General features: G+C 36.9%; 21 protein-coding genes. 15 read left to right on the top strand and 6 right to left on the bottom strand.

The window, feature by feature from the left end; genetic code table 11:
• Positions 1–18 precede the first annotated feature (18 nt).
• The 8 genes from HPY60_00225 (at position 19) to HPY60_00190 (ending at position 8,813) form a co-directional block, all read left to right on the top strand.
• The gene (locus tag HPY60_00225; GenBank protein ID NPV49610.1) at positions 19–954 is read left to right on the top strand and encodes a hypothetical protein; all 936 of its coding nucleotides are present in this window, start codon (positions 19–21) and stop codon (positions 952–954) included.
• Between the two features lie 101 nt (positions 955–1,055).
• The gene (locus tag HPY60_00220; protein ID NPV49609.1) at positions 1,056–2,219 is read left to right on the top strand and encodes a hypothetical protein; all 1,164 of its coding nucleotides are present in this window, start codon (positions 1,056–1,058) and stop codon (positions 2,217–2,219) included.
• 116 nt (positions 2,220–2,335) lie between these two features.
• Positions 2,336–2,839 (top strand): hypothetical protein, encoded by a 504-nt coding sequence (locus tag HPY60_00215; GenBank protein ID NPV49608.1) that lies wholly within the window; start codon positions 2,336–2,338, stop codon positions 2,837–2,839.
• A 250-nt stretch (positions 2,840–3,089) separates the two neighbouring features.
• Complete coding sequence (locus tag HPY60_00210) at positions 3,090–3,920, top strand: hypothetical protein (protein NPV49607.1); 831 nt, start codon at positions 3,090–3,092, stop codon at positions 3,918–3,920.
• Between the two features lie 10 nt (positions 3,921–3,930).
• Entirely contained in the window at positions 3,931–4,722 is a 792-nt protein-coding gene (locus HPY60_00205; protein ID NPV49606.1) for a hypothetical protein, read from the top strand.
• A 120-nt stretch (positions 4,723–4,842) separates the two neighbouring features.
• The gene (locus HPY60_00200; GenBank protein ID NPV49605.1) at positions 4,843–6,270 is read left to right on the top strand and encodes a hypothetical protein; all 1,428 of its coding nucleotides are present in this window, start codon (positions 4,843–4,845) and stop codon (positions 6,268–6,270) included.
• A gap of 10 nt (positions 6,271–6,280) precedes the next feature.
• Positions 6,281–6,760, top strand: coding sequence for a universal stress protein (locus HPY60_00195; GenBank protein ID NPV49604.1), 480 nt, complete (start codon positions 6,281–6,283; stop codon positions 6,758–6,760).
• A 136-nt stretch (positions 6,761–6,896) separates the two neighbouring features.
• Positions 6,897–8,813, top strand: coding sequence for a hypothetical protein (locus tag HPY60_00190; GenBank protein NPV49603.1), 1,917 nt, complete (start codon positions 6,897–6,899; stop codon positions 8,811–8,813).
• Positions 8,814–8,816: 3 nt separating this feature from the next.
• Here HPY60_00190 and HPY60_00185 read toward each other — a convergent pair whose 3' ends face one another.
• Positions 8,817–9,209: a hypothetical protein gene (locus HPY60_00185; GenBank protein NPV49602.1), complete on the bottom strand. Its 393-nt coding sequence runs from the start codon at positions 9,207–9,209 to the stop codon at positions 8,817–8,819.
• Complete coding sequence (locus HPY60_00180; GenBank protein ID NPV49601.1) at positions 9,209–9,499, bottom strand: hypothetical protein; 291 nt, start codon at positions 9,497–9,499, stop codon at positions 9,209–9,211. Before HPY60_00180 ends, HPY60_00185 begins: the two co-directional genes overlap by 1 nt.
• Positions 9,500–9,704: 205 nt before the next feature.
• Here HPY60_00180 and HPY60_00175 point away from each other — a divergent pair, with 205 nt between their 5' ends.
• Genes HPY60_00175 through HPY60_00160 form a run of 4 tightly spaced genes read left to right on the top strand, consistent with a single transcriptional unit; the run spans position 9,705 to position 14,929 of the window.
• Positions 9,705–11,012: a hypothetical protein gene (locus tag HPY60_00175; protein NPV49600.1), complete on the top strand. Its 1,308-nt coding sequence runs from the start codon at positions 9,705–9,707 to the stop codon at positions 11,010–11,012.
• Positions 11,013–11,029: 17 nt separating this feature from the next.
• Positions 11,030–11,716, top strand: coding sequence for an ABC transporter ATP-binding protein (locus HPY60_00170; protein NPV49599.1), 687 nt, complete (start codon positions 11,030–11,032; stop codon positions 11,714–11,716).
• The gene (locus HPY60_00165) at positions 11,700–14,639 is read left to right on the top strand and encodes an FtsX-like permease family protein (GenBank protein ID NPV49598.1); all 2,940 of its coding nucleotides are present in this window, start codon (positions 11,700–11,702) and stop codon (positions 14,637–14,639) included. Before HPY60_00170 ends, HPY60_00165 begins: the two co-directional genes overlap by 17 nt.
• 2 nt (positions 14,640–14,641) lie before the next feature.
• Positions 14,642–14,929, top strand: a complete 288-nt coding sequence (locus HPY60_00160; GenBank protein ID NPV49597.1) for a hypothetical protein — start codon at positions 14,642–14,644, stop codon at positions 14,927–14,929.
• On the opposite strand, the gene HPY60_00155 is transcribed toward HPY60_00160, so the two are convergent.
• The gene (locus tag HPY60_00155) at positions 14,926–15,309 is read right to left on the bottom strand and encodes a hypothetical protein (GenBank protein ID NPV49596.1); all 384 of its coding nucleotides are present in this window, start codon (positions 15,307–15,309) and stop codon (positions 14,926–14,928) included. The two genes, HPY60_00160 and HPY60_00155, sit on opposite strands and share 4 nt — an antisense overlap.
• On the bottom strand, positions 15,310–15,600 hold the full coding sequence (locus tag HPY60_00150) for a hypothetical protein (protein NPV49595.1): 291 nt from the start codon (positions 15,598–15,600) through the stop codon (positions 15,310–15,312). It lies immediately after the preceding gene.
• Between the two features lie 173 nt (positions 15,601–15,773).
• Between HPY60_00150 and HPY60_00145 the strand changes: the two genes are divergently transcribed.
• The 3 genes from HPY60_00145 to HPY60_00135 all read left to right on the top strand — a co-directional run bounded on the left by HPY60_00145 (position 15,774) and on the right by HPY60_00135 (position 17,025).
• The gene (locus HPY60_00145) at positions 15,774–16,031 is read left to right on the top strand and encodes a hypothetical protein (protein NPV49594.1); all 258 of its coding nucleotides are present in this window, start codon (positions 15,774–15,776) and stop codon (positions 16,029–16,031) included.
• Positions 16,032–16,167: 136 nt separating this feature from the next.
• Complete coding sequence (locus HPY60_00140) at positions 16,168–16,476, top strand: hypothetical protein (protein ID NPV49593.1); 309 nt, start codon at positions 16,168–16,170, stop codon at positions 16,474–16,476.
• Positions 16,477–16,596: 120 nt separating this feature from the next.
• Positions 16,597–17,025 (top strand): hypothetical protein, encoded by a 429-nt coding sequence (locus HPY60_00135; protein NPV49592.1) that lies wholly within the window; start codon positions 16,597–16,599, stop codon positions 17,023–17,025.
• Positions 17,026–17,067: 42 nt separating this feature from the next.
• On the opposite strand, the gene HPY60_00130 is transcribed toward HPY60_00135, so the two are convergent.
• Both HPY60_00130 and HPY60_00125 read right to left on the bottom strand, forming a co-directional pair.
• Positions 17,068–19,689 (bottom strand): hypothetical protein, encoded by a 2,622-nt coding sequence (locus tag HPY60_00130; GenBank protein NPV49591.1) that lies wholly within the window; start codon positions 19,687–19,689, stop codon positions 17,068–17,070.
• Between the two features lie 186 nt (positions 19,690–19,875).
• Positions 19,876–20,916, bottom strand: coding sequence for a tRNA-guanine transglycosylase (locus tag HPY60_00125; protein ID NPV49590.1), 1,041 nt, complete (start codon positions 20,914–20,916; stop codon positions 19,876–19,878).
• Between the last annotated feature and the right edge of the window lie 6 nt (positions 20,917–20,922).

Here is a 20,922-nt window from a genome sequence, read left to right as displayed (position 1 = left end):
CTGATAATGGTGATTATAATGAAAAAATTAACCTCTTTAATAATATCCGGATTGTTATTGCTTTCTATTTTGATTATGGTAAATCCTATTCTTGGAGCAACTCATCATATCTATCCTGGCGATGATATTGAGTCAATAATAGAAGGTGCTGGCGCTGGCGACACGATATACATACATGCTGGTACTTATTATCCTCTTGATAACATTACCATCAATAATGACAATATCACAATTATTGGGGATAGCCCTTTCAATACTATAATTGATGCTTCTTCAGCAGGCAATGGCCTTGAGGGAGGGAATGCAAGATACATAACAATCAAAAACATCACAATTAGGAATGCGCCACAAAATCGTTCTGGATTTGATTTATATGCGGACAATACATTAGAAAACTGCATAGCATATAACAATGGAAATATTGGATTTGATATAGGTGACAGGGGTATGGCAAAGAACTGCTTGGCATATGACAATGGAGGTACCGGATTTAATTCTATTATGGAGGGCACTTTTATTAACTGCACCTCTGCCAAAAACGGCTACGACGGATTCTATGAGCAGGACACTCAAGCCAATTCTATAAACTGTATTGCCTATGGCAACAGTAATTATGGGTTTTCTGAAAGAGTTATAACAGACTACTGTAATGCATTTGATAACACCGTAGGAAACTATGAGGATTCTATGGGGCTAGGCTCAATCTCAAGTGACCCAAAGTTTGTAACTGGAAGGCTTGGAGATTACTACCTTGAATACTCTAGCCCCTGTGTCGATTCTGGCTCTGCCCAGTCAACAGCCCTAGACTTATACAACGGACTTACAACTAGAACGGATGAAAAATGGGACAAAGGCACAGTTGATATGGGATTCCACTACGCATCAAACAGAGGACCCACTGGATCGATACCTATAATGAAGATCCTAGAGATCCTAAAGAAAAACAAAAATTAATTTTTTTCTTCTTTCTATCTTTTCTCGTTATCAAACAATGATTACCGAAAACTTTATATAGTAATGAATACTATTATTGTAAAACATTAATAGTGATAACTATGAAAAAACAAATGGTGTTGTTATTATCTGGACTTATTTTAATTTCATTATTTGCAGGATGCTCTCAAGTAACAATATATGATGACCATCTAGAAGGATTTAAATGGGAATATGTTATTTATGAACCTTATTTTGATGAAGAGGATTATAACTACTGTATTAGCACATCACAATTAATACAGCGAGAAGGGTGCAATGCTTACTGTCAAGATGACTGTGAGGATTGTCAAGATGACTGTGAAGACTGCGAAGAGTGTCTGGAAGAGTGTAGGATGTATGAAAAGTCCCCTTATATAGGTGGAGAATATTGTAGACTTGCAGCCACAATCGCTTCTCCTAAACCGATAACTATTGGGCAATCAATCCCAGTTCCAAGGTGCAGCGTGGCTGGGCCTGCGTCACAACTCTTTTCTGGCTTCATTCAGTGCATAGATGAAAGTAATTGCCCTGCAGAGAGTGATTGTAACTCTGAGATAGCTCTTGGCTGTACAATCCCAAACAATTATGTCTGCCAAATTGCGCGCGAGGAGTATAATCTTAAGCTATATTTTTCGGGCTCAGGAACAATATATGTCAATGGGCTTCCATTTTCAACTCTTATGTCCTCATCAGATTATTTTGGGCAATATATTTGGGTATACTTCCGCGACCAACCAGATAGTCAAATGAATACTATAGTAGGTCTACCCTCAAGCATAACTATAACTGCAGATGGAGATTTCGATCAAGATGGATTTGGGATAGTCTTAGAAAGAAAATGTTGCTATGAGTGCAGACAAAAATCTATGCCTGCAGCTATCCTCTATCCAAAGGTCGATATAGAAGGATTTTCTATAGTAGGCGGATCTACAATAATTAAGGACGGCAAGATTGTATCTGCCTTTAATGCAGCTCCTGGAACTCAGAAGACAACAATCCAGATAGAAAACAGGGGCTTCTTCACACAAGGAAATGCCATGGTAAAATTTGTGGGCCTTCCAGTAGGTGTCACAGTCGATATATCTCCAAATGGCCAGAAGATAAAAGCACATAACATAGCAAACTACGAGGCAACATTTACAGTTGGGCCAAATGTACCCTCTGGTACCTACAAGGTGACTATGTTGGCTCTATCGCCAAATGGGACATTTGACACAATACAGATTGATTTTGCAATACCATAAATTTAATTTTCTTTTCTTATTAGTTTATTTTAATTAATTTTTTAATTATCAAACATTAAAAGCAAATATTTATATAGCCAATTGCCGTAAAAAAATATAGCTTAAAGGTGATAATTATGAAGAAAATATTTGCTATTGTAATAAGTTTGCTCTTTGTAGCAAGTGTGTTTGGAGTAGCACAGACTATGGCCGGAGTAAGTTATTCTTGTGATGACTACTACAGAATTAGTAGAACTTCAGCCCATGTAGGGGATACCTTAACAATATCTTTACTTCTAGAAGCTACGAGTGATGTCAATATTGGCGATAAAACAATCAATAACATTGTAACTGGTATTGTGGCCAATGGTGGACTTCCTTATCAAATAGGGCCTCTCGAGTTGATAAATGTAGAATATTTTGATGAAAATTGGAATCTAATACAATCAGGATTTATTCCAAATCCAACAGATCCAAGAATTAAATGGATAACTTGGACGTTTAGAGGAACCCAACCTGGGACAATTAGTTTTACAAGTGACGAGGAAGACTGTGGAGATACAGTAACAATAACAATAACTCCAAAAGCTTCACCAATGTCTGCATTCATGAAGATACTAGGCTTTGGTAAGAAAAAATAAATCTTTTTTATTCTCTTTTCTATATACTCTTAATTTTAACGTATTTTTACATATTGAATCATATTTATGTCTTAATCTATTTAATAAGTTTTAATTAAATTCTAAAAACTAAAATAAACTATTATGAACAATTAAAAAACAAAATAAACAATAAAGAACGATTAAAAACTATTATGAACTATTATAAAGCTTTAATTTTGAAATAAAGGCACAGAAAGCTTTAAATACTTGAAAAAAAACTATTTTTTGCATGAAAACTACAAATATTGCCTTATTAATAGGAATAGGTCTCCTATTAAGCGTTATAGCTCCGGCACTGGCCGAAAGTACGATTGAAGATATCAGCAATGTAGCATTTGAAGAGGCAGAAGAGATCGAAGATGTAACTTCTGAACCCTCTGTCATCGATGAAAAATTCACTGAAAAAGCAAATGAATTTTACGAGACCATAGAACAAATATTTGTTCTATACGGCGTAACACCAGAAACTGAAGAAGAAGTCGGCGAGGAACCACCGTCTGAAGAACCAACAGGGGAAGAAACTGGCGAAGAGACAACAACTGAAGAAGAAACACCTGAAGAAGGAATGTACACTCTTGGTGAATACGAATTCTACTTTGAAGAAAAGGAAGATGGGTACTACTTCACTGACGTTGATGGAACATCTTACTACATAGACAGTTTTGATCTACCCCAGTCAGTTTACTCTCACTTGAGCCAGATATCAAAGACACTTGACAAGATATCGCTAGCAATAGAAGACGGATACACTGGAAGGGCATTTGGATTGTTGACCTCACTTGAAGCAAGACTTAGGGCAACTGAGAGATACTTGGAAAAGGATGCCACAAGGACACAGCTAAAGGAACAGAATGAGCTTAAGTTACAGGAAAAACTTGAAGAAAGAGAAAGAATCAAAGAAATGATCCAAGACAAGAAGGAAGATAAAACCAATAACTCTAACAACAGTAACAAGAACAATGACGAAAAAGGCAACAGCTCTAAGAGTAACTCAAGCAATGCAGGCGGAAATGGCAATGGAAACAGTGGCGGCAATGGCGGTGGCGGAGGCAAGAAATAAGGAGGATTAAATGAAAAAACTCTTTATTTTTCTTATTATTTTATTTCTTTTTACTTCAACTTATATTGCAGCAGCACCAAACAATCAAGGGCAACAAAATCAAAATGGACCTGATTCTAATACGACACCCAAAAATATTACAAATGCTAGCAATAAAGATATCACCCCAACACAAAACGCAAACCAAGTGAATGTTCAGCAGCAAACGTCAAATCAAGGAAACGCTTCGAACATACAGACTCAACAGCAAACTCAAATTAATCAGCAGGAAGGCAACGTTTCAGGAACAACTCAAAATATCCAGAATCAAAACCAAGTAACTTCAAACAAGGAACAACAGGTAAGGGAGATCGTTCAGCAAAAAACTCAAGAAGCAAACTCTACTCAAGGTTACTCTTCTCAAAATCAAGTAATGGCCCAAATTGCAGTTGAGACAATGGGGGCAACTGCTACAATGTTTGGCAAAAACCAGGGAGAAATTTCTAATATCTCAAACGAAATTAAAAATTCTTTGGAGATTACAACTAGGGCAGAAGAACAGATCAGAAGTAGAAGTGGATTTGTCAAATTCTTTGTGGGCGGGGATAGTGAATCTGCAGCCCTTATAGCGCAGGAGACAATAAGGAATGAAGAAAGGATCAGGGAGCTAAATAGACTTATTTTAGAAAGTGACTTTGACCCACAAACAAAAGTTATACTCCAGGAACAGATTCAAAACATAGAACAGGAACAATTGAGGCTTAAAACTTTAGCAGATCAAGAAATAAATAATAAAGGAATTCTAGGATGGCTCTGGAAATAAATTTTAATTTAATTTTCTTTTCTAAACTTATTTTCTTCTTTAATCGATTTTACTTCTCGTCAAATACCGATAAGCTTAAATTCTCATAATTCCAAATATCCTTATTTATGGTGAAAATCTATGGCAGATGAATACGAAGGGAGCGGAAATGTTAATATCAAAAGAGATGCGTTTATACTTGTTTTCATAACTATAACGATTGGAGTTTTACTGGATTATGCAGGACTCAAGCAGAACCAGGTCATAGCCTCCTCAATACTCGCAGCAACTGTTGTTGGCACACTGCTTTTTTGGGGATTTAGAGTTGCCATAGCATTTATGGGGATAATTACTTTGTTATTGACGAAGACGCTTGACATACCCCATTTAATTGAGTTTGCATCACTTGAAGTCATTTTATTCCTTGTCGGTATGATGACGGTCGTTGGGATGCTAAAGGAAGTTGGATTTTTCAGATGGTTGATGATTAAGATAATAAAAATTACAAACTTTGAAGCTCATCTACTCCTCATTGTTTTTTGTATACTCTCAGCATTCCTTGCTATGGCGATAGATGAGGTAACTTCAATTATCTTCATTACTGCAGTGTTATTGGAAATAACAGATTATTTTGATGTCAATCCTGTGCCTTATGTTATTTCGTGTGTTTTGGCAACTAATATAGGGAGCTCAGGGACCGTCTTGGGCAATCCCATTGGGATATTGATAGCAATGAGGGGTGAGCTGTCATTTGAGGACTTTATAGTATGGGCATTTCCCGTGGCAATGGTATCTTTGATAGCTACTATAGGAATCGTCCTCTTCTGGTACAGGAATGATATCTCCCTCTTTAAATCTAAAATAAGATTAAAGATTAGATCAACTGAAAGATTGGCTTTCCAAGACGAGTGGGAGTTTGTCCCTAACAAACGTGATTTTAAAATCGGGGTGGGGATATTTATCTTTACAATTGCAGTTATTGCCATGCACAGAAGATTAGAAACACTATTTGACCTTCCTTACAATACTTTGCTTTTGGTATCTTCATTACTTGGGGCAAGCCTTGTGATGCTCTGGAAGAGGAATAAAGCAAGAGATTATATTGAGAAAGACGTTGACTGGTGGACCCTAGTGTTTTTCATGATGCTTTTTGCAAAGGTTGGTACTTTGAAATTCACGGGGGCAACTGATGTCTTGGCACAGGCTGTGGCGGGAGTTGCAGGGAGCCTTCCCATACTTACAACTATAGTCTTATGGATAGCATCACTTGGCTCAAGTGTTTTGGATAACGTTGTGTTAGTTGCAGCTTTGATCCCAGTTGTAGATAGCTTCAAAGCTCTTGGAATTAATACATTTCCACTTTGGTGGGCTTTGCTGTTTGGTGGATGCTATGGCGGTAACATAACTATGATAGGAAGCACGGCAAACATAGTTGCCTTAGGTATACTTGAAAAAAGGAAGAAATACCGGATGAGTTTTTTGAAATGGCTGTGGATAGGGCTTGCGGTAGGGGGTATATCTACATTGATTGCTAACATAATACTGATATTTTTAATACCATATATGTGACGGTGATAATATGAAGATTTTGATATGTACAGATGGGTCTTTTTATTCAGACACAACTCTGGCTTACAGCGCCCAGCTATTCTGTAGTTCAGGAGATCATGAGATAGTGGTTCTTTATGTCATGCCTCATGTGCATGAAGAGTTTAAGTTCTATGAAAGAAAGTTCGATGAAGAAGTTAGGAAGTTAAAAGAAGTTGAACTCAAAAATGTAGAAACAGTGGAGGAATTAAAGAATCTAAAATCAGTTGATGTCAGTGTAAAGATACTAGAGAATGCATACAAGCTTTTAATGAAGTTTGGATTTGAACCAAAAACTAAGGCAAGAACCGGAACTCCCTCAGAGGAAATCTTGAAAGAGGCAGAGGACGGTAAATATGAGTTGATTGTTATGGGCCAATACGGATTCTCCAGGTCGCATAAGGACGCATTGGGCAAGGTTGCCTCAATAGTTGTCAAGAACTCTAAGATCCCAGTTTTAATTATAAAATAATATTTTTATTTTAACACGTTTCTTGGTATACCTTTGTTACATTACTTTGTATTATTATTAAATTACATAATGCCTTTATAGATACATTTAACTTACACTATAATAATTGTATTACATCTGTTAATTGGTGGCCAGTTTGATAAAAAAAGTCGTAATATTCCTAACTGTAATTATATTTATTTCCTTCTATAATAGTGCACTGGCTGCACCATTTGGAAATGATTTCTTCTATGGTGAAGATGGTGTAGATGCAATGATTGTGCTTGGATCAAATGCATCCTCAAATGAAGTCATCCAAGCATCCAAACTTGCATCGCTTATTGCAAATTACTACACAAAGAGCACTGAAATTGAAAGATCTGAATACTATTCAGCAACAATTGATAATGTGAGCTATGGCGATATAGTTGCCATAGATCCTTTGTACTCATATGTCAATGGATTTCAATTTGCAGATGGCCTTACTTCTCTATGGTATTCAAATAAAGACAGTGAAAATAATAAGTATGACCCAGATTCGTTACATGAAGAAATATTATTGGTGATGGGGGACACTGACACTCCAAAGGATTATTGCATCGACTTCAATTCATCAGGAACTATCTATCGTGTTGTAAATATCCCAAAACAATCCACATCAAGTTTATGGAACTGTGATTTTAACATAGAGATACTATCTTCCTCACAGAAAATCAAGTTCTTTGATGACTACTATTACCTTTTGCGTAACGGTGATTTCAGGGACAGTGAAGGAAATGTTCGTTTGAAATACTTTGTCTACGGAACAAGGCAGATGAGCAATGGTGTTATACTAAAAGTTGGCCAGAGAAAAGATTTTGGATGGTACACTGTAAATCTTCTCGATATTCAGGGTCAGCAGACGGAAGAAACATCTTCTGGGGATAAGTTCAAAGTTCCAAGTTCGGGGACATTTTCAGGCGAATACAAAGTTTTTCTAGAAGTTTCTGACTTTAAGGGAAGAAATGAGCAGTTCGTAATGGTAATGGATGCCAACGGATCATGTTGCAGTTGCAATCCTTCGAAATGCGATCCAAATGGAGGAAATAACTCTTTCTCATTGAACTCTTCTAATAACTATGAAAATGATCCTTACTATATAGTTGAAAAGGAATACATGCTAATTGATGGGGTGGAGGAAGCCGTATGGTCTTTTCCGACATTTTATATTGACGGGATAAAAGTATTTGAAGGTGCAAATGGAGAATACCTTGCAGAGTTTAATGTATACTCTCTAAAGGACTTTGGAGTAATTTATGATACCTCTTGTTGTGAACCTTTCTTGACAAATCCAAATAACTACAGCTTAAGGGTAGTTAATTATGTTGAGAATATTATTGAAAGAGGAGTTGATATCAATTTAGATGGTAATATATCTTCATCAGAGAAAAATATTCCCGTTTATGAATCTCTAACAGAAGAGTGCAACGCTTCAATTAAGTTCCCCCCAATGAATTCTCCAGTATATATAAATCCTGGAAAAGATGGAATATATGGCACGTGCGATGACTTTCTTGATATAAACGCTTCGCACCCAAGATTTAAGAAATGTAATTACGATGGCATTGAAGTTGTTCTCTGCGATAAGATAGATCTTGAATGCTGTGAGCCTATTGTTTTAAAAGGTCCAAATGGATACTTTGACATTAAAATAACAGATCCAAAATATGAAAATATAGATAAAGACGGAGTGAGCCTAGAAGTATCCCAGGATGTTGTTATTAGAACGATTACGTATGATAAAACAATAAAGATTGATCCTTCTGCCATAGTCAAGCTTGATAGGGAAGTCACACAATTGGATAAAATAAAGAAGAATTTTATTTTGATTGGAAATGAAATTGACAATATTTTAATTGATGAACTTTATAATACCGGATTTACAAAGATAAAGTGGAGCACCTCTCATGGGGAATGGGAGTTCATCGAGTTCGGCCTTTATGGGAAGAGAATTGTGATTGTTGGCGGAAAAGATTCAGATTCACTTAATAGAACAATAGATGACTTCATAACCTTTTCAAGGCACTATCTATAATATCTATTCTTCTCCAGAAATCTTTTCATCTTTTATTACTTCATCATATATCTTTTTTTCAATGCCCTCTATCTTATCAAGCTTCTTTCCCCAGGAGTTTAAGAATGATAGATTCCTCGCTCCAAGGTATACAAGGCCTATTGAGGTTGCAATGTTTGAAATCAAAATTATCAGGAATATACTGTGCCTTCCAATACCAAGTGTTGTTGTCAAATCCACAGCATATTTCATAATAAGTTGATCCTCAGTCAGAATTGAAAAAAGTGAGATGGCGTTCCATGTTAGGCCTATCGGGACCAATAGCAGGACTATTATTGTGGCAAGACGTAGTCTCTTTCTTTCTCGCTCCATGTAACTAATGAGGTCATACAAAACGCTAATTGAACTATCCTCCACTAGACTCCCTCCAGCTCTCCATCAATTTTTGAAAACCACCTATACCTCTCGATTCCTTTTTCAGTGATATCATAATAGATCACGGTTCTTTTTCCCCAAGTATCCTCTATTCTTTTGATATAATCTGCGTTCTCCAATGAGTTTAGATATTTCTCGGCCATAGTTGTCTTTAGATTTGCATACTGCATTATGTGGGTCTTTAGGACCTTTCCTTGTGTAGACTTCTTTTTGAGTATACACTCCAATATTTTCAGTATTATCTGATTGCTGTTCCTGTAATTGTTGTTCATGACCTTATCCTTCTCATAAATATAGAGAATAATCAAGGCGGCCTTATATATTTGTAACGGATTTTAAATCCTATATTACTATATAAAAAAGCTTTAAAGGACTAATATACCAAAGTTATATGACTTTGTATCGTTTTTCTGGTGCATAATGTCTTTATATGTAATTTAACGTTTTACGATATAAGGTACATAACGGAGGTATTACATGAAAATTATTCCGATTTTATTTATCACATTAGTCCTAATCTCAACGGCCAGTATGGCCCAAGTTTTTTCTGAAGAAGAAAAAGATATAGAAGCAGAAATCTCTGGTGGATCGACACTTTATGCAGGAACAGAAAACAATCAAATTACTATAAGAATTAATAATAAAATTTCAACTGACTTTTCCAATGTCAAGGCGTATCTAGACCTTTCATATCCTTTCTCAAAATCAAGTGAGAACTCAAACGAGTTTCATATAGGAAATTTAACAGACACCCTTGTTACCGCTTATTTCACAGTCAACGTTGACGGCGGTGCAAAATACGGGACATACACAGTACCGGTAAGGATAGTTACTAATGTAGGCACTTTCATGGATGAAGTTGAAATAAAAGTGGTGGGGCAGACTGTTCTAAAAGTTGATTCTGTCACAATTGACGGTGTGAGCAACGCCACTGTTAACCCTGGGGACATATTTGATCTTGCTATTAATTTGAAGAATTCTGGCGGGAATGATATCAAGAATGCCAAGGTGACACTTAATACCAATAATGACAATATCATCCCTGTTAGCTCTTCACTAAGTGAAACTTTTACCAATATCCGTGCAGGCTCTTATGCAAGGCCAGTTTTCAATATTGCCATAGATAAAAACTTGGCCCCAAGAAATCAAAAGATGAGCCTGACCTTAGAATTTGAAGATGCATTGGGAAATAAATATACGCAGAATGAAGAGATAGGCCTTCTAATAGTTGGTAAACCAAAGCTAGAAATTGGCAGGATCTCCACAAATCCTTCTACCCTCTCTCCAGGCTCAGATTTTGTTTTGACTCTAAAGATTGAAAATATTGGGACGGCCGACGCTGATAACGTTAAGCTTCAATTGGATTCCAAGTTCACTGGAAATCCTCAAGCATTTCTTGGAAAAATAGAGAAAAATGATTATGCAAATGGGGTATTTTACCTTAACACAGCACAAACTATGGGAACGGTTCCTTGCAAATTAATAGTAACTTATATTGATAGTCAGGGCGAGTTCAAATCTGAAAGGGAATTTACCCTATCCATCGGTTCAGGACCTCCAGGGGCTGGAAGTACCTCTTCATCCAGTTCACCACAGACATCTTCTGGATCAAGACAACAGGGCGGTGTTCCATTTGCTAGAACACAATCCTCTCCAACTATACCTATAATTCCAATAGTTTCAGCCATAATTGTTCTAGTAGCTGCAATAGCAGGCGGCTTGATCTATAGAAAGAAAAAGAAATCCAAGAAAGAAGTTGTACCTCCAACTCCAGAAGAGCACTGAAATTGAAGGTGGATTACATGAAAAACGTAATCGAGGCGAGAGGTATTTACAAATCCTATAACTTAGGGAGTACAGAAGTGCCCATACTTAGGGGCATAGATCTCACAGTGGGCTCTGGCGAGATAGTTGCGCTTATGGGGCCATCAGGCTCTGGAAAGAGTACGCTCCTTGGAATACTTGGGGGACTTGATTTACCTACATCAGGAAGCATATTAATCGATGGCATTGATATCACAAGACTCCCTGAAAGTAAACTTGCCGAGATTAGAGGGACAAAAATTGGATTTGTTTTTCAGGCATACAATCTTGTATCGACATTGACTGCTTTAGAAAATATAGCGCTGCCTTCTTATTTTACAAATGGAAAAAAGAAAGATCCGAATGAGCTAATTGAAATTGTTGGTCTGGGCCATAGGAGAAACAACAAACCTACAGAGATGAGCGGCGGTGAACAGCAAAGAGTTGCCATAGCAAGGGCCTTAATCAATAATCCAAAAATACTCTTTGGTGACGAACCTACAGGAAATCTTGATTCTAAGACTGAAGTAAAGGTATTGCACCTATTCGAAAAATTGAGAGAAGAATTTGGAACAACTATTTTTCTTGTGACTCACTCAGATGAAGTTGCTAAAATAGCTGACAGGATAATCTACATCAGGGATGGGAAAATAAGAGAGGTATCCAACCATGGGCCTCATCTCTAGAATTGGCATTTATTTTAAATATGCCTCTAGTTCGCTTCTAAGAAGAAAGCAAAAGACACTCTTCTCTCTATTGGCTATTTCCCTAAGTGTTGCAGCGATTATAGCCATAGGCATTGTAAGCTATTCAGCAGAGTATACCATATCGGGGACGGTCAAGAGTGATCTTGGTGGAGATCTAAGGCTTAATTTGCGAGGAGGAGGGTTTCAAGGGCCTGGAATGGGCACAACAACAACGACTATAGATTTTGATCTAATTGAAGATTTTCTCTCTGGATTAAAAGACGCTGGAACTATAGAAGAATATACCTATACTCTTAATGGTATGGCTGTTACAGATTCAGATGAGCCAACAATGATAAGATTTGTAGCTATTGATCCGGGTGTGTATCCCCTTTATGGTGAGATAATTACTATTGAGCCTAATGTAGGGGACTATAGCCTACTATTTCAGGATACTAATGACATTTTAATAACAGATACACTTTCAGATAATCTAGGTCTTGAAAGTGGCAGTACTATACTAGTAATTATTGATGATCAATTAGTTGAACTAAACATAGCAGGGGTAGTTTCTACAGGCACCGGAGACATTAGTGACTATGCCTACATGGAAATGGCCTCTTTTAAGGAATTGTTCAATTATGATGTTAATGAAAATCCACCAAGTCAAATAGTTATAAGGACTCAAAATGATTATTTAATGGAAGATACAGTTAATCTTATTGAATCTGAGCTAAATGAGAGGGAGAAATATAACATCAGGACGACGACATACATAGAACAGAGCGAAAACACTCTTAGTTCATTAGAAATTGTATTCACTTTTTTTAAGTTATCTGGAATAGTGGCGCTTCTAGTTGGAGGTCTAGGGATCATAACTACAATGTACATTTCCATGAAAGAGAGGAAGAAAGAAATAGGCATAATGAAAGCTATTGGAATAAAGAATATCAATGTGATCTTCTTTTTCATAGTTGAAGCACTTCTTCTCGGATTGATAGGAAGTTCTGCAGGTGTAGTTCTTGGAATCTTACTTTCAAAACAACTTGCAGTTGTAGCCAGCAGTATTTTTAGAACATCCCTTATATGGACAATTAATACTGATACGCTGTTATATGGATTTTTATTGGGCCTCTTTTCTACAATGGTTTTCCAGCTTTTGCCTGCATATATAGGTAGCCGGATTAGACCTATAATAGTATTGAAGGATATGGAAGGTGATGATCCATTTTACAAAGATATTGGATTTTTTATTATTACCATTTTAGCTCTCCTAATCTTTGGAGCCATCATTAATATCAATCTCAACTCATGGTCTTTAGTTCTCATAATCTATGTTATGATTATAATAATGCTAGGATTCACGATATTTTGTAGATATCTTGTCAAGGCAATATCACATATCCCTACTTTTGGATTTCTTTCTATAAAAATGGCCCTTAAAAATCTTGAGAGAAACTGCTGGACAATAGCAACAGCCCTACTAGCAATTTCAATTGGCCTTGGAACGGTAGGTGCGGTCCTAATTGCAGGGGAGAGTGTAAAATCTTCTGTCAGTGAGAGCCTTTCAAACAACTTAAACTATGATATGCAAATCATGTCAATACCTGAATCTACTATAAAACAGGTAGAAGAGAGAATCTTGCTCACCGAGGGCATATCTAATATTTATAGATACTCCATTAGTATTTCCGACTGCTACATAGAAAGTATTAACGGGCGACCGATTAGTAATTATCTTTATCGCATGTCAGATGAAGATCGGGAGTTTGTGGAAGATAGGTACATGGCTGGTGTCTCCATTTCTGGGCAGAATATTGGAAAAGATATTGTTAATCAGCAGATTGTTTCTGGAAGGCTACTTAGTGAAGAAGATATAGGAAGGAACAATATTATAATTACCTCTAGGGGGGCAAACTACTTTGGAATAAAAGTTGGAGATAAGATCCTTTTTAAATATCAAGATTATCCCATTGAGATGACGGTCGTCGGATTGTACACACAGACATCAACTTTTGGACCAGGGGGAGGGGGATCAACAAACCTTGGGCTCATGACTTCATATGAAACAGTTGAAAGAATCAGGAAAACATCCAATAACAAGGATTTTAACATCATTGAATTAAACGGCAGTGAAGTAGCAACGTCATCTGTTACGGTAAATATTGTTGGAAACGGACTTGAAAATGAATATTTTCCAATCTACGAGGATAACTCAGTCATTATCTCTAAAGCCCTATCTAACTTAACCGGGCTTAAAGTTGGGGACACAATATCATTGGAATTAAATGAGCAGACCAAGACATTTGAAGTAAGAGAAATTAGAGAAGGGCCCTTTAATCTTGAGGCAAATATAATAATCCCTTATAGTTCTCTGAAAGATAGTTTCTCTGGAATATATACTTATACACTGGCTATTGATGCAGAAGAAGGGTACGAAGAAATTGCCATGAAAAAACTTAGTTTGATGTTTCCCGACTACAGGATATTTGAGGTATCAAGAATACAGGAAATGGTTACAAGAATAATTGACCAGGTCCTTATACCAATATCTATTATTGCATCGTTTTCTCTATTCGTAGCAGTTATCGTGATTGCAAATATGATGTACATATCAACACTCGACAGGAAAAGAGAATTTGCCATCATGAAGGCAATTGGTGCAAGGAATAGGAGTGTATTAAAGAATATCGCCATAGAAAATATCTCGGCAGGCCTTACAGGAGGATTTACTTCCCTCTTGGTGCTCTATCTCGCATCACAACTAATGTCCATGTTTTTAGGGCTCGATAAATCAATCATAAGCCTTATATTTATGGTAGAATTAATAGGTTTGTCTGTATTGATATCAGTATTTGCATCTATTATACCAGCTTATAATATAGTTAAAATTAGGCCACTAAGTGTTTTAAGGTACGAATAGATATGGAAATAAATAATTCAGGATTAAATGAGATATTGGACACACTCTCTCAATTTAGATTATCAATAAAGAAGCTTGAAGAGCAGGGAGTTGACGTTTCAGCTTTGAAGAGAGAGCTTACTCGGATCTCAGAAAGAATTGAGGATTACAAAAAGGAATGCAATGAGGAAATACTTTCTAAGATTAGAAAAGAGATCTCCACAGACTGCCTTTTCTTAAGAAAGAAGATTATAGACTCTATAAAAATTCAGATTGAGGATATAATAAAAAATGAAATTCACAAGTCTTAGATTTTTTCCTCTTCTATTATCTGTCCTTTCATGACATCTTCAAATGTCTCTTTTTCAAATTCCCTTATATTCTTCAGTTTGTGTTCCCATTGCCTTAGGAACAAGAGGATCTTTACTCCACCGTAGATGATAACTAGCGAGGAGATAAAGTTTAAGATTACAAAGAATGGAGGAGAGCCTCTGGGACCAAAATCAAATACTCTCATTATGCGCATTAGGAACTCAATATGGTACCTCATTGATAGATATGTCCCAATGTTTATTAAAAGTCCAATCTGGACTATTATCAAAGTGAATACTACCGCTAAATATAATTTTTTCTTCTCTTTTTCCATATAGTCGATAAGTCCGTAGAGAAGATTAGTAAAACTTTCTTCCATTCATACTCCTCCAAGCTCTTCATTAATTTTACAAAACCACTTGTACCTTTCAATGCCTTTCTCAGTTGCCCTATAACAGATTACCTTTCTTTTTCCCCAATCTTTTTCCTCTTTTGTTAGATACCCAGCATCTTCCAAGACCTTAAGGTATCTCTCGGCCATTGTTGTCTTCATGTTTGCGTACTGAAGTATGTGGGACTTTAGAACGTCATTGTTACATGAACTTTTCTTCAAGACACATTCCAATATGTTCAGGATTATGACGTTACTTGTTCTATACTCAGTATTCATGGGATTACCTAGAAAGGCTGTAAAATATAACTATAACAACAGTCATTAACATTTGTTTATATATATTATATACCTTTGTTCCTACAAATTTGGCATTTCTCCCATGACAATGTTACAAAATCCCTATATTAGTAAATGATGGTAAAAAATACATTGGCCGGGACGGTGATAGAATGCATGTAAAATATAACTACTTTGGGGATATAATCTATAAGATTAATATTCTCCGAAATTCCTTGGGCATACTAGAATCTGAAGGTCTTGAAGTCTCAAGTTTCAAAGATGAGCTTGATTCGATTTACTTTGAAATAACTGATAGTATCAAAACAAATAATTACGATCCTCATATTAGAAACGAAATATTTAGGCAGTATGTGAGTCTAAAAAGAAGGGTATTCAATTTCATGAATAGACAACCCCAGATCATATGAGATGCTGCGTTTAACCTCCGTTTTTAAACTTCGGCAAGAAATTCTATATGCCCCTTAAAGCATCTTGCCGGAGATTTTTTTATATGACTTTGTTACAAGAGATTTACCCGAAACTAAATTACAAAATCCCTATTAAATGGGAACTAAAGCTATCTCTGGTGATGACATAAATACCATTACAAACAAAAAGAAGATAATACTGGGATTGGCAATTTTGGGGATCCTGGCAGTATTTCTTGCGGGTTGTGCCGAACAACAGAGCACAGCTTCTGCTCAAACTACAACTGAGAATACTCAATTTGAGACCCCTCAAGAAGTTCCAAAGAATCAGGGTAATTTCTCCCCTGGCGATAGGCAAATGCCGCCCCAAGACGGAAACTTTACTCCAGGAGTAAGGCCTGATTTCCCAAAAGATGGGAACTTTGCCCCTCCTGACAGAAAATAAATCTTTATTTTTTATTTTACTATTTTCATATAATACCTTTGTTCTATAAGATTGTATTATAATTCTGGTGCAGAATCGCTTTATAATCAAACAATATCTTCTTTTCAAGAGGAAGATCATATGGGAAAAATAAAGACACTTATCCTCGTTTTGGCCTTGATACTACTGATAACAATTCCAATCTTAATCTTAGGTGATACTTTGAATTTGAATACTGGTGATGATTCTACCGACCAAAATGCAATTTTGCCAAAAGATCCAATTGTATCAAATGAGATTAAGGACTTCAATATGGCAAAAGAAATGCAGGACGCGATAGACGCTCTTGAACTGAAAGGTGTAGATATTTCCGAACTTAAAAATCTAAAAACTGAGTATGCTGCATACAGCAGTGAGGAAAGGCTTGCCATGCTCGAAGATGACTTTGAAACTGCGATGAAATACCAACAAGAAAAGGAAAAAATAGTCCTTAGTTTTTCAGGGATATTAAATGAGGAAGGGTTTTATAACTTTAATATCTACGAGTTCACTAAAAATCACAACTATTAATTAAATTTCTTTTTTAAAAAAATAAAAATTAAAATTTTAAAATTAATGTGTCTCTAGACAATCAATTGAGTTTTGGAATGTATTGATAGCTTGATCTATAAGTGCGTTAGCATTTGCATAGTCCCCTAGATTATACTGGACGATGGCCATGCTGTATATGTCTGACCCATTGCTGTAGATGTCTTCACACGGTAAATCGGTATAACCCTGACTTATTTTTTGATCTAATAGAACTTTTGCAAGATTTTGAGTGGCTTGGGCTTCATTTATCTTCTCTACAATATCTTCTGCCCCGCTGGGAATTGAACTGCCCTCTACATACACCTGAATAACTTTTGAGTTATCTGCCTCATTTGTCTCTGCAATTATGTTATTAGGATCAATTATACATTGGACTGTGTATTCTCCTGGGTATGGGAAGATATATGGTAAGGTATATTGAGGAATATCCGGATTTACCATTCCAGTTATTGTTTCTGACATCCCATCACTTTTTTTGACGATTATGCTGACCGGGTAAGAATCAACTGAACTACTGGGTAAATTAAATCCGAAATCAAATACAAAGAGCGTAGGTTGTCCCACTAAGGGCTCGGTCATAATAGTTATTTTATTCATTGATAGATTCACAGCTTCAGGCGGCATTTCAGTTCCCTCAACAGTTATTTTCTGAGTAGCAATGTTATTGTTTTCATCTGATTCATTGATTCTATTTTGAGGATCTGCTATGAATTTGAAGTTGTATGTTCCGGGGGTTGTGAAAGAAAGGGTTAGCGCTATATCCACAGATTGGCCTGGATTAATTTCTCCCTCGTATAAGTATGGGCCATATGACTTACTCCCAACTTCTACCTTATATTCTACATTGGATACTTTGTTATTACCAAGATTGCTTATTTTGGCAAATGCCCTACATAGCTCTCCCGAGTTGCATTTTTCAACTAGGGTAATTTCTGTAAAAACATCAAAGAATGAGTCAGGTTCGATAATGGTGTCACACCTACATTCTTCTGCAGAAATTTGTTTGCATTCGCCAGTTGATTCACAGACTCCAATGCATTTGCCTTCCATTCTGCTATATCTGCATGGTAAGTTGTATCTATCCTTGCTTAGGCATGCACATGGGCTTGTGGCGCCAGGACCTGCCGTTCTAGTACACTCATATCCAGGGCTACACCCCCCGATACAAGCTTTTGTCTTTAAATCCCAATGGCAGACATCTGTCCCTTCAGGTTCTCTGGGCTGTTCAGTAGGTTTCCCATCTGCCGGAACTGGGTCTTCAGGAGGTTCTGGGGGCAACCTTGGCGGTGCAGGTATGCCTGTCGGGGGCTCTCCAGGTGGAGGGGGTCTACCATCAGGGGGAGGCTCACCAGGCGGGGGGTCTGGTGGTCTACCTGGTGGGTACCTTGGGGTCCACTTCCACCACCAAGTTCTCTTTGATGGCAATAGGGTATCTGAAGATATTTCAGGATTTCTTGTGGATCCTTTTAGATTCTCTTCTGGGTATATCAGATTAACAAGGCTCCAGTTGCCGTCCCATCTTGAGTAGTACATGTCTTGATCAGAAGACTCCGACCAGAATACGGCTATTGCTGCCCCATTTTCAAGATATGTAACTGCAGGCCTCCAATCATTTTTTCCTGTGTCTCCAACAGATTTTGGTGCGAAACTATCCCCTTCATAGGAGGAGTAAATATCCAATCCTGGATTTAAGTATGAGTAAACTGTCATTGAATAATCATAAGCGTCACAATCAATCTCTGGCATGTAGTGGCTTCCAATTATAGTTGGTTTTGACCAGGTGGTGCCGTCCCATAGAGAATAGAAAACATTCCAGCTATCTTTGTTAAATGTTGACCACACAGCTTTGACCCTACCAAACTCAGAAATTCCATTTCTTGTAAGCGTGAAGTTATAAAAGTCAACTAGCGGCGGCTCAGTCTGACCTGGAATTGGTTGCGGTGTTGTCCAACTAGCCCCATTAAACTGTGAATAGTAAATTCTGGGGAGACTACCTTGGTAGTCAGTCCATATAGCAATTGCATCCATTCCATAAAATTCTGAAACAAATGTTATTTCGGGTAGCTGCCCCCATTTAAGAGAGTAGTTTTCTACCAATGGTTTTCCTGCTGACCAATTAGTTCCATCATAAACGGAGTAGTATATCAACCTGCTTCCTTCCTCATCAATGTGGACCCAAACTGTAATTGCATTTCCATCAAAGTTGTATGCTATATCTGGGTCGATATCCAACCCTGATATGCTAGACACAGGTAATTCATCTGTCCAGATCAGTTTGTCCGTGTTCCATTTAGAGTAGTATATATCCCCAGTATTCTGATTTGACCATACGGCAATTGCAGTCTTTGACGGTCCAAACTCGACATTCGGATCAAAATCATCCCCAATCTGATCCGATATCCAGTATACGGGCGTCCCATTTGGAGTCCACCAGCGTTTGTTATCATCGTCCCACAATGAATAGTAAGTGTCCCAATCTGCGCCCCTTACAGGATCATCCACGTAGTACTGCCATACTGCAATCGCATCAACATTTGTATCTGCAGGTATGACTTGAGTACCAGAACAGCCTGATGAAAGTAAAAGAGTAATTGAGATTATTGAAATCGATATTCTTTCAATTACTTTATTTAAACCTCTCATTGTTCCCTCTTTATGGCAAATTATGAATTAATATGCCATTATTTATATGTCAAACATATTTATCTATTTTTCTATTATTTTAATAATTCTTATTTTGATTAAATATATATAATATAAAATAGAGCATGAGTTCTCCTAGATTGTAGTAGTTTATATAAAATCAAAAAAGCTTATTTAATTTTTAGTTTAAAAACTTGAATTTCTATTCATATGTTGCTTTGCATATTCATAGGCCTTTTTTATCCTGAGATTGTATTTGCTTTTTTGTTCAACTAGCTCTTCAAAGCTATTTTCATCCATGTGCTCTTTTATCAACTTCATTTCCCGCATGAACATATTCAAATTATGAATCGCTAGATACGCTTGTGGAACACTCGTAGCTCCAAGAAAATCCTCCATCCCACGTTCCTTACAAATAAAACAGTCGCACTCTGGTATCTTCCCAGTTTTTCTCATCCTCACCCTTTTCAAGGTTTCTGGGTGTATGTATTCCTTGTAAATTGATGCAACAAGATAGGTCCAGGAGTCCATTGTTTCAATTCCCATATAGCTCAATGCATAAAGCATGGGAAATCCAGTAACTCCAAATATGTGAAGTGGCTTTCCGCGCTCATGTACATGCATCTTTGCCCTATGGATTATCTCTATTAATGTTTTATAATCATTTTTTCTTGGAACAAGGGAGCCCATTGCATATCCATCAAAGCCGCTAGATAGTTTTGAAAAATACCAGTCTATCTCTTCCTCTGAAAATCCATGAACGCAAGAATATAGTAACATCTCTTCTCTTTCTTTATTTTCAAGGGCCAAATTAGCGCTGTCAATACTTTTTTGAAGCATTTTCATATATTCGGGTCTTTCAACATTTAGTGGAACAGGGTAATCAAAGGTGGCAGCGACATCAGCTTTGAGTTTTTCCTGGAATCTAAGCACATCTATAGGATCCCTATCAATGCCCTTTTTCATAGATTGGAATCCACCTGAATCAACAAATATGGGCTTCTTTTCTGAAAAAAGTTTGTGGAAGCCATCTATGACCTTCTCCTCATATTTTGTGTTTCTTACATACTCTAATGAGAAAAGTGTAGCATCTGAAAGTTTCCACGGAGGAATTACCTTTTCTTCAATGAAAACGTCCCAAACGCCATAGGTAAGTGCGCACACAGGGAGAAGGGTAGGTGTTTTGATGTCTCCGTGAGCAGTCTTAATTCTAGAAATCGCTTCCATTAAATC

It is taken from the genome of Methanofastidiosum sp., assembly GCA_013178285.1.
In the GTDB taxonomy this organism is placed as follows: domain Archaea; phylum Methanobacteriota_B; class Thermococci; order Methanofastidiosales; family Methanofastidiosaceae; genus Methanofastidiosum.
Note: the sequence above shows the minus strand (reverse complement) of the source record. Positions and strands in the feature narration are given on the sequence as shown.

Bases quoted from the DNA above. Each gene is read 5' to 3' on its own strand.
- HPY60_00180 (NPV49601.1), bottom strand. From the start codon at position 9,499: ATGAACAACAATTACAGGAACAGCAATCAGATAATACTGAAAATATTG.
- HPY60_00165 (NPV49598.1), top strand. From the start codon at position 11,700: ATGGGCCTCATCTCTAGAATTGGCATTTATTTTAAATATGCCTCTAGT.
- HPY60_00135 (NPV49592.1), top strand. From the start codon at position 16,597: ATGGGAAAAATAAAGACACTTATCCTCGTTTTGGCCTTGATACTACTG.
- HPY60_00200 (NPV49605.1), top strand. From the start codon at position 4,843: ATGGCAGATGAATACGAAGGGAGCGGAAATGTTAATATCAAAAGAGAT.
- HPY60_00140 (NPV49593.1), top strand. From the start codon at position 16,168: ATGGGAACTAAAGCTATCTCTGGTGATGACATAAATACCATTACAAAC.
- HPY60_00175 (NPV49600.1), top strand. From the start codon at position 9,705: ATGAAAATTATTCCGATTTTATTTATCACATTAGTCCTAATCTCAACG.
- HPY60_00150 (NPV49595.1), bottom strand. From the start codon at position 15,600: ATGAATACTGAGTATAGAACAAGTAACGTCATAATCCTGAACATATTG.
- HPY60_00125 (NPV49590.1), bottom strand. From the start codon at position 20,916: ATGGAAGCGATTTCTAGAATTAAGACTGCTCACGGAGACATCAAAACA.
- HPY60_00225 (NPV49610.1), top strand. From the start codon at position 19: ATGAAAAAATTAACCTCTTTAATAATATCCGGATTGTTATTGCTTTCT.
- HPY60_00205 (NPV49606.1), top strand. From the start codon at position 3,931: ATGAAAAAACTCTTTATTTTTCTTATTATTTTATTTCTTTTTACTTCA.
- HPY60_00210 (NPV49607.1), top strand. From the start codon at position 3,090: ATGAAAACTACAAATATTGCCTTATTAATAGGAATAGGTCTCCTATTA.
- HPY60_00130 (NPV49591.1), bottom strand. From the start codon at position 19,689: ATGAGAGGTTTAAATAAAGTAATTGAAAGAATATCGATTTCAATAATC.
- HPY60_00155 (NPV49596.1), bottom strand. From the start codon at position 15,309: ATGGAAGAAAGTTTTACTAATCTTCTCTACGGACTTATCGACTATATG.
- HPY60_00160 (NPV49597.1), top strand. From the start codon at position 14,642: ATGGAAATAAATAATTCAGGATTAAATGAGATATTGGACACACTCTCT.
- HPY60_00215 (NPV49608.1), top strand. From the start codon at position 2,336: ATGAAGAAAATATTTGCTATTGTAATAAGTTTGCTCTTTGTAGCAAGT.
- HPY60_00145 (NPV49594.1), top strand. From the start codon at position 15,774: ATGCATGTAAAATATAACTACTTTGGGGATATAATCTATAAGATTAAT.
- HPY60_00195 (NPV49604.1), top strand. From the start codon at position 6,281: ATGAAGATTTTGATATGTACAGATGGGTCTTTTTATTCAGACACAACT.
- HPY60_00220 (NPV49609.1), top strand. From the start codon at position 1,056: ATGAAAAAACAAATGGTGTTGTTATTATCTGGACTTATTTTAATTTCA.
- HPY60_00170 (NPV49599.1), top strand. From the start codon at position 11,030: ATGAAAAACGTAATCGAGGCGAGAGGTATTTACAAATCCTATAACTTA.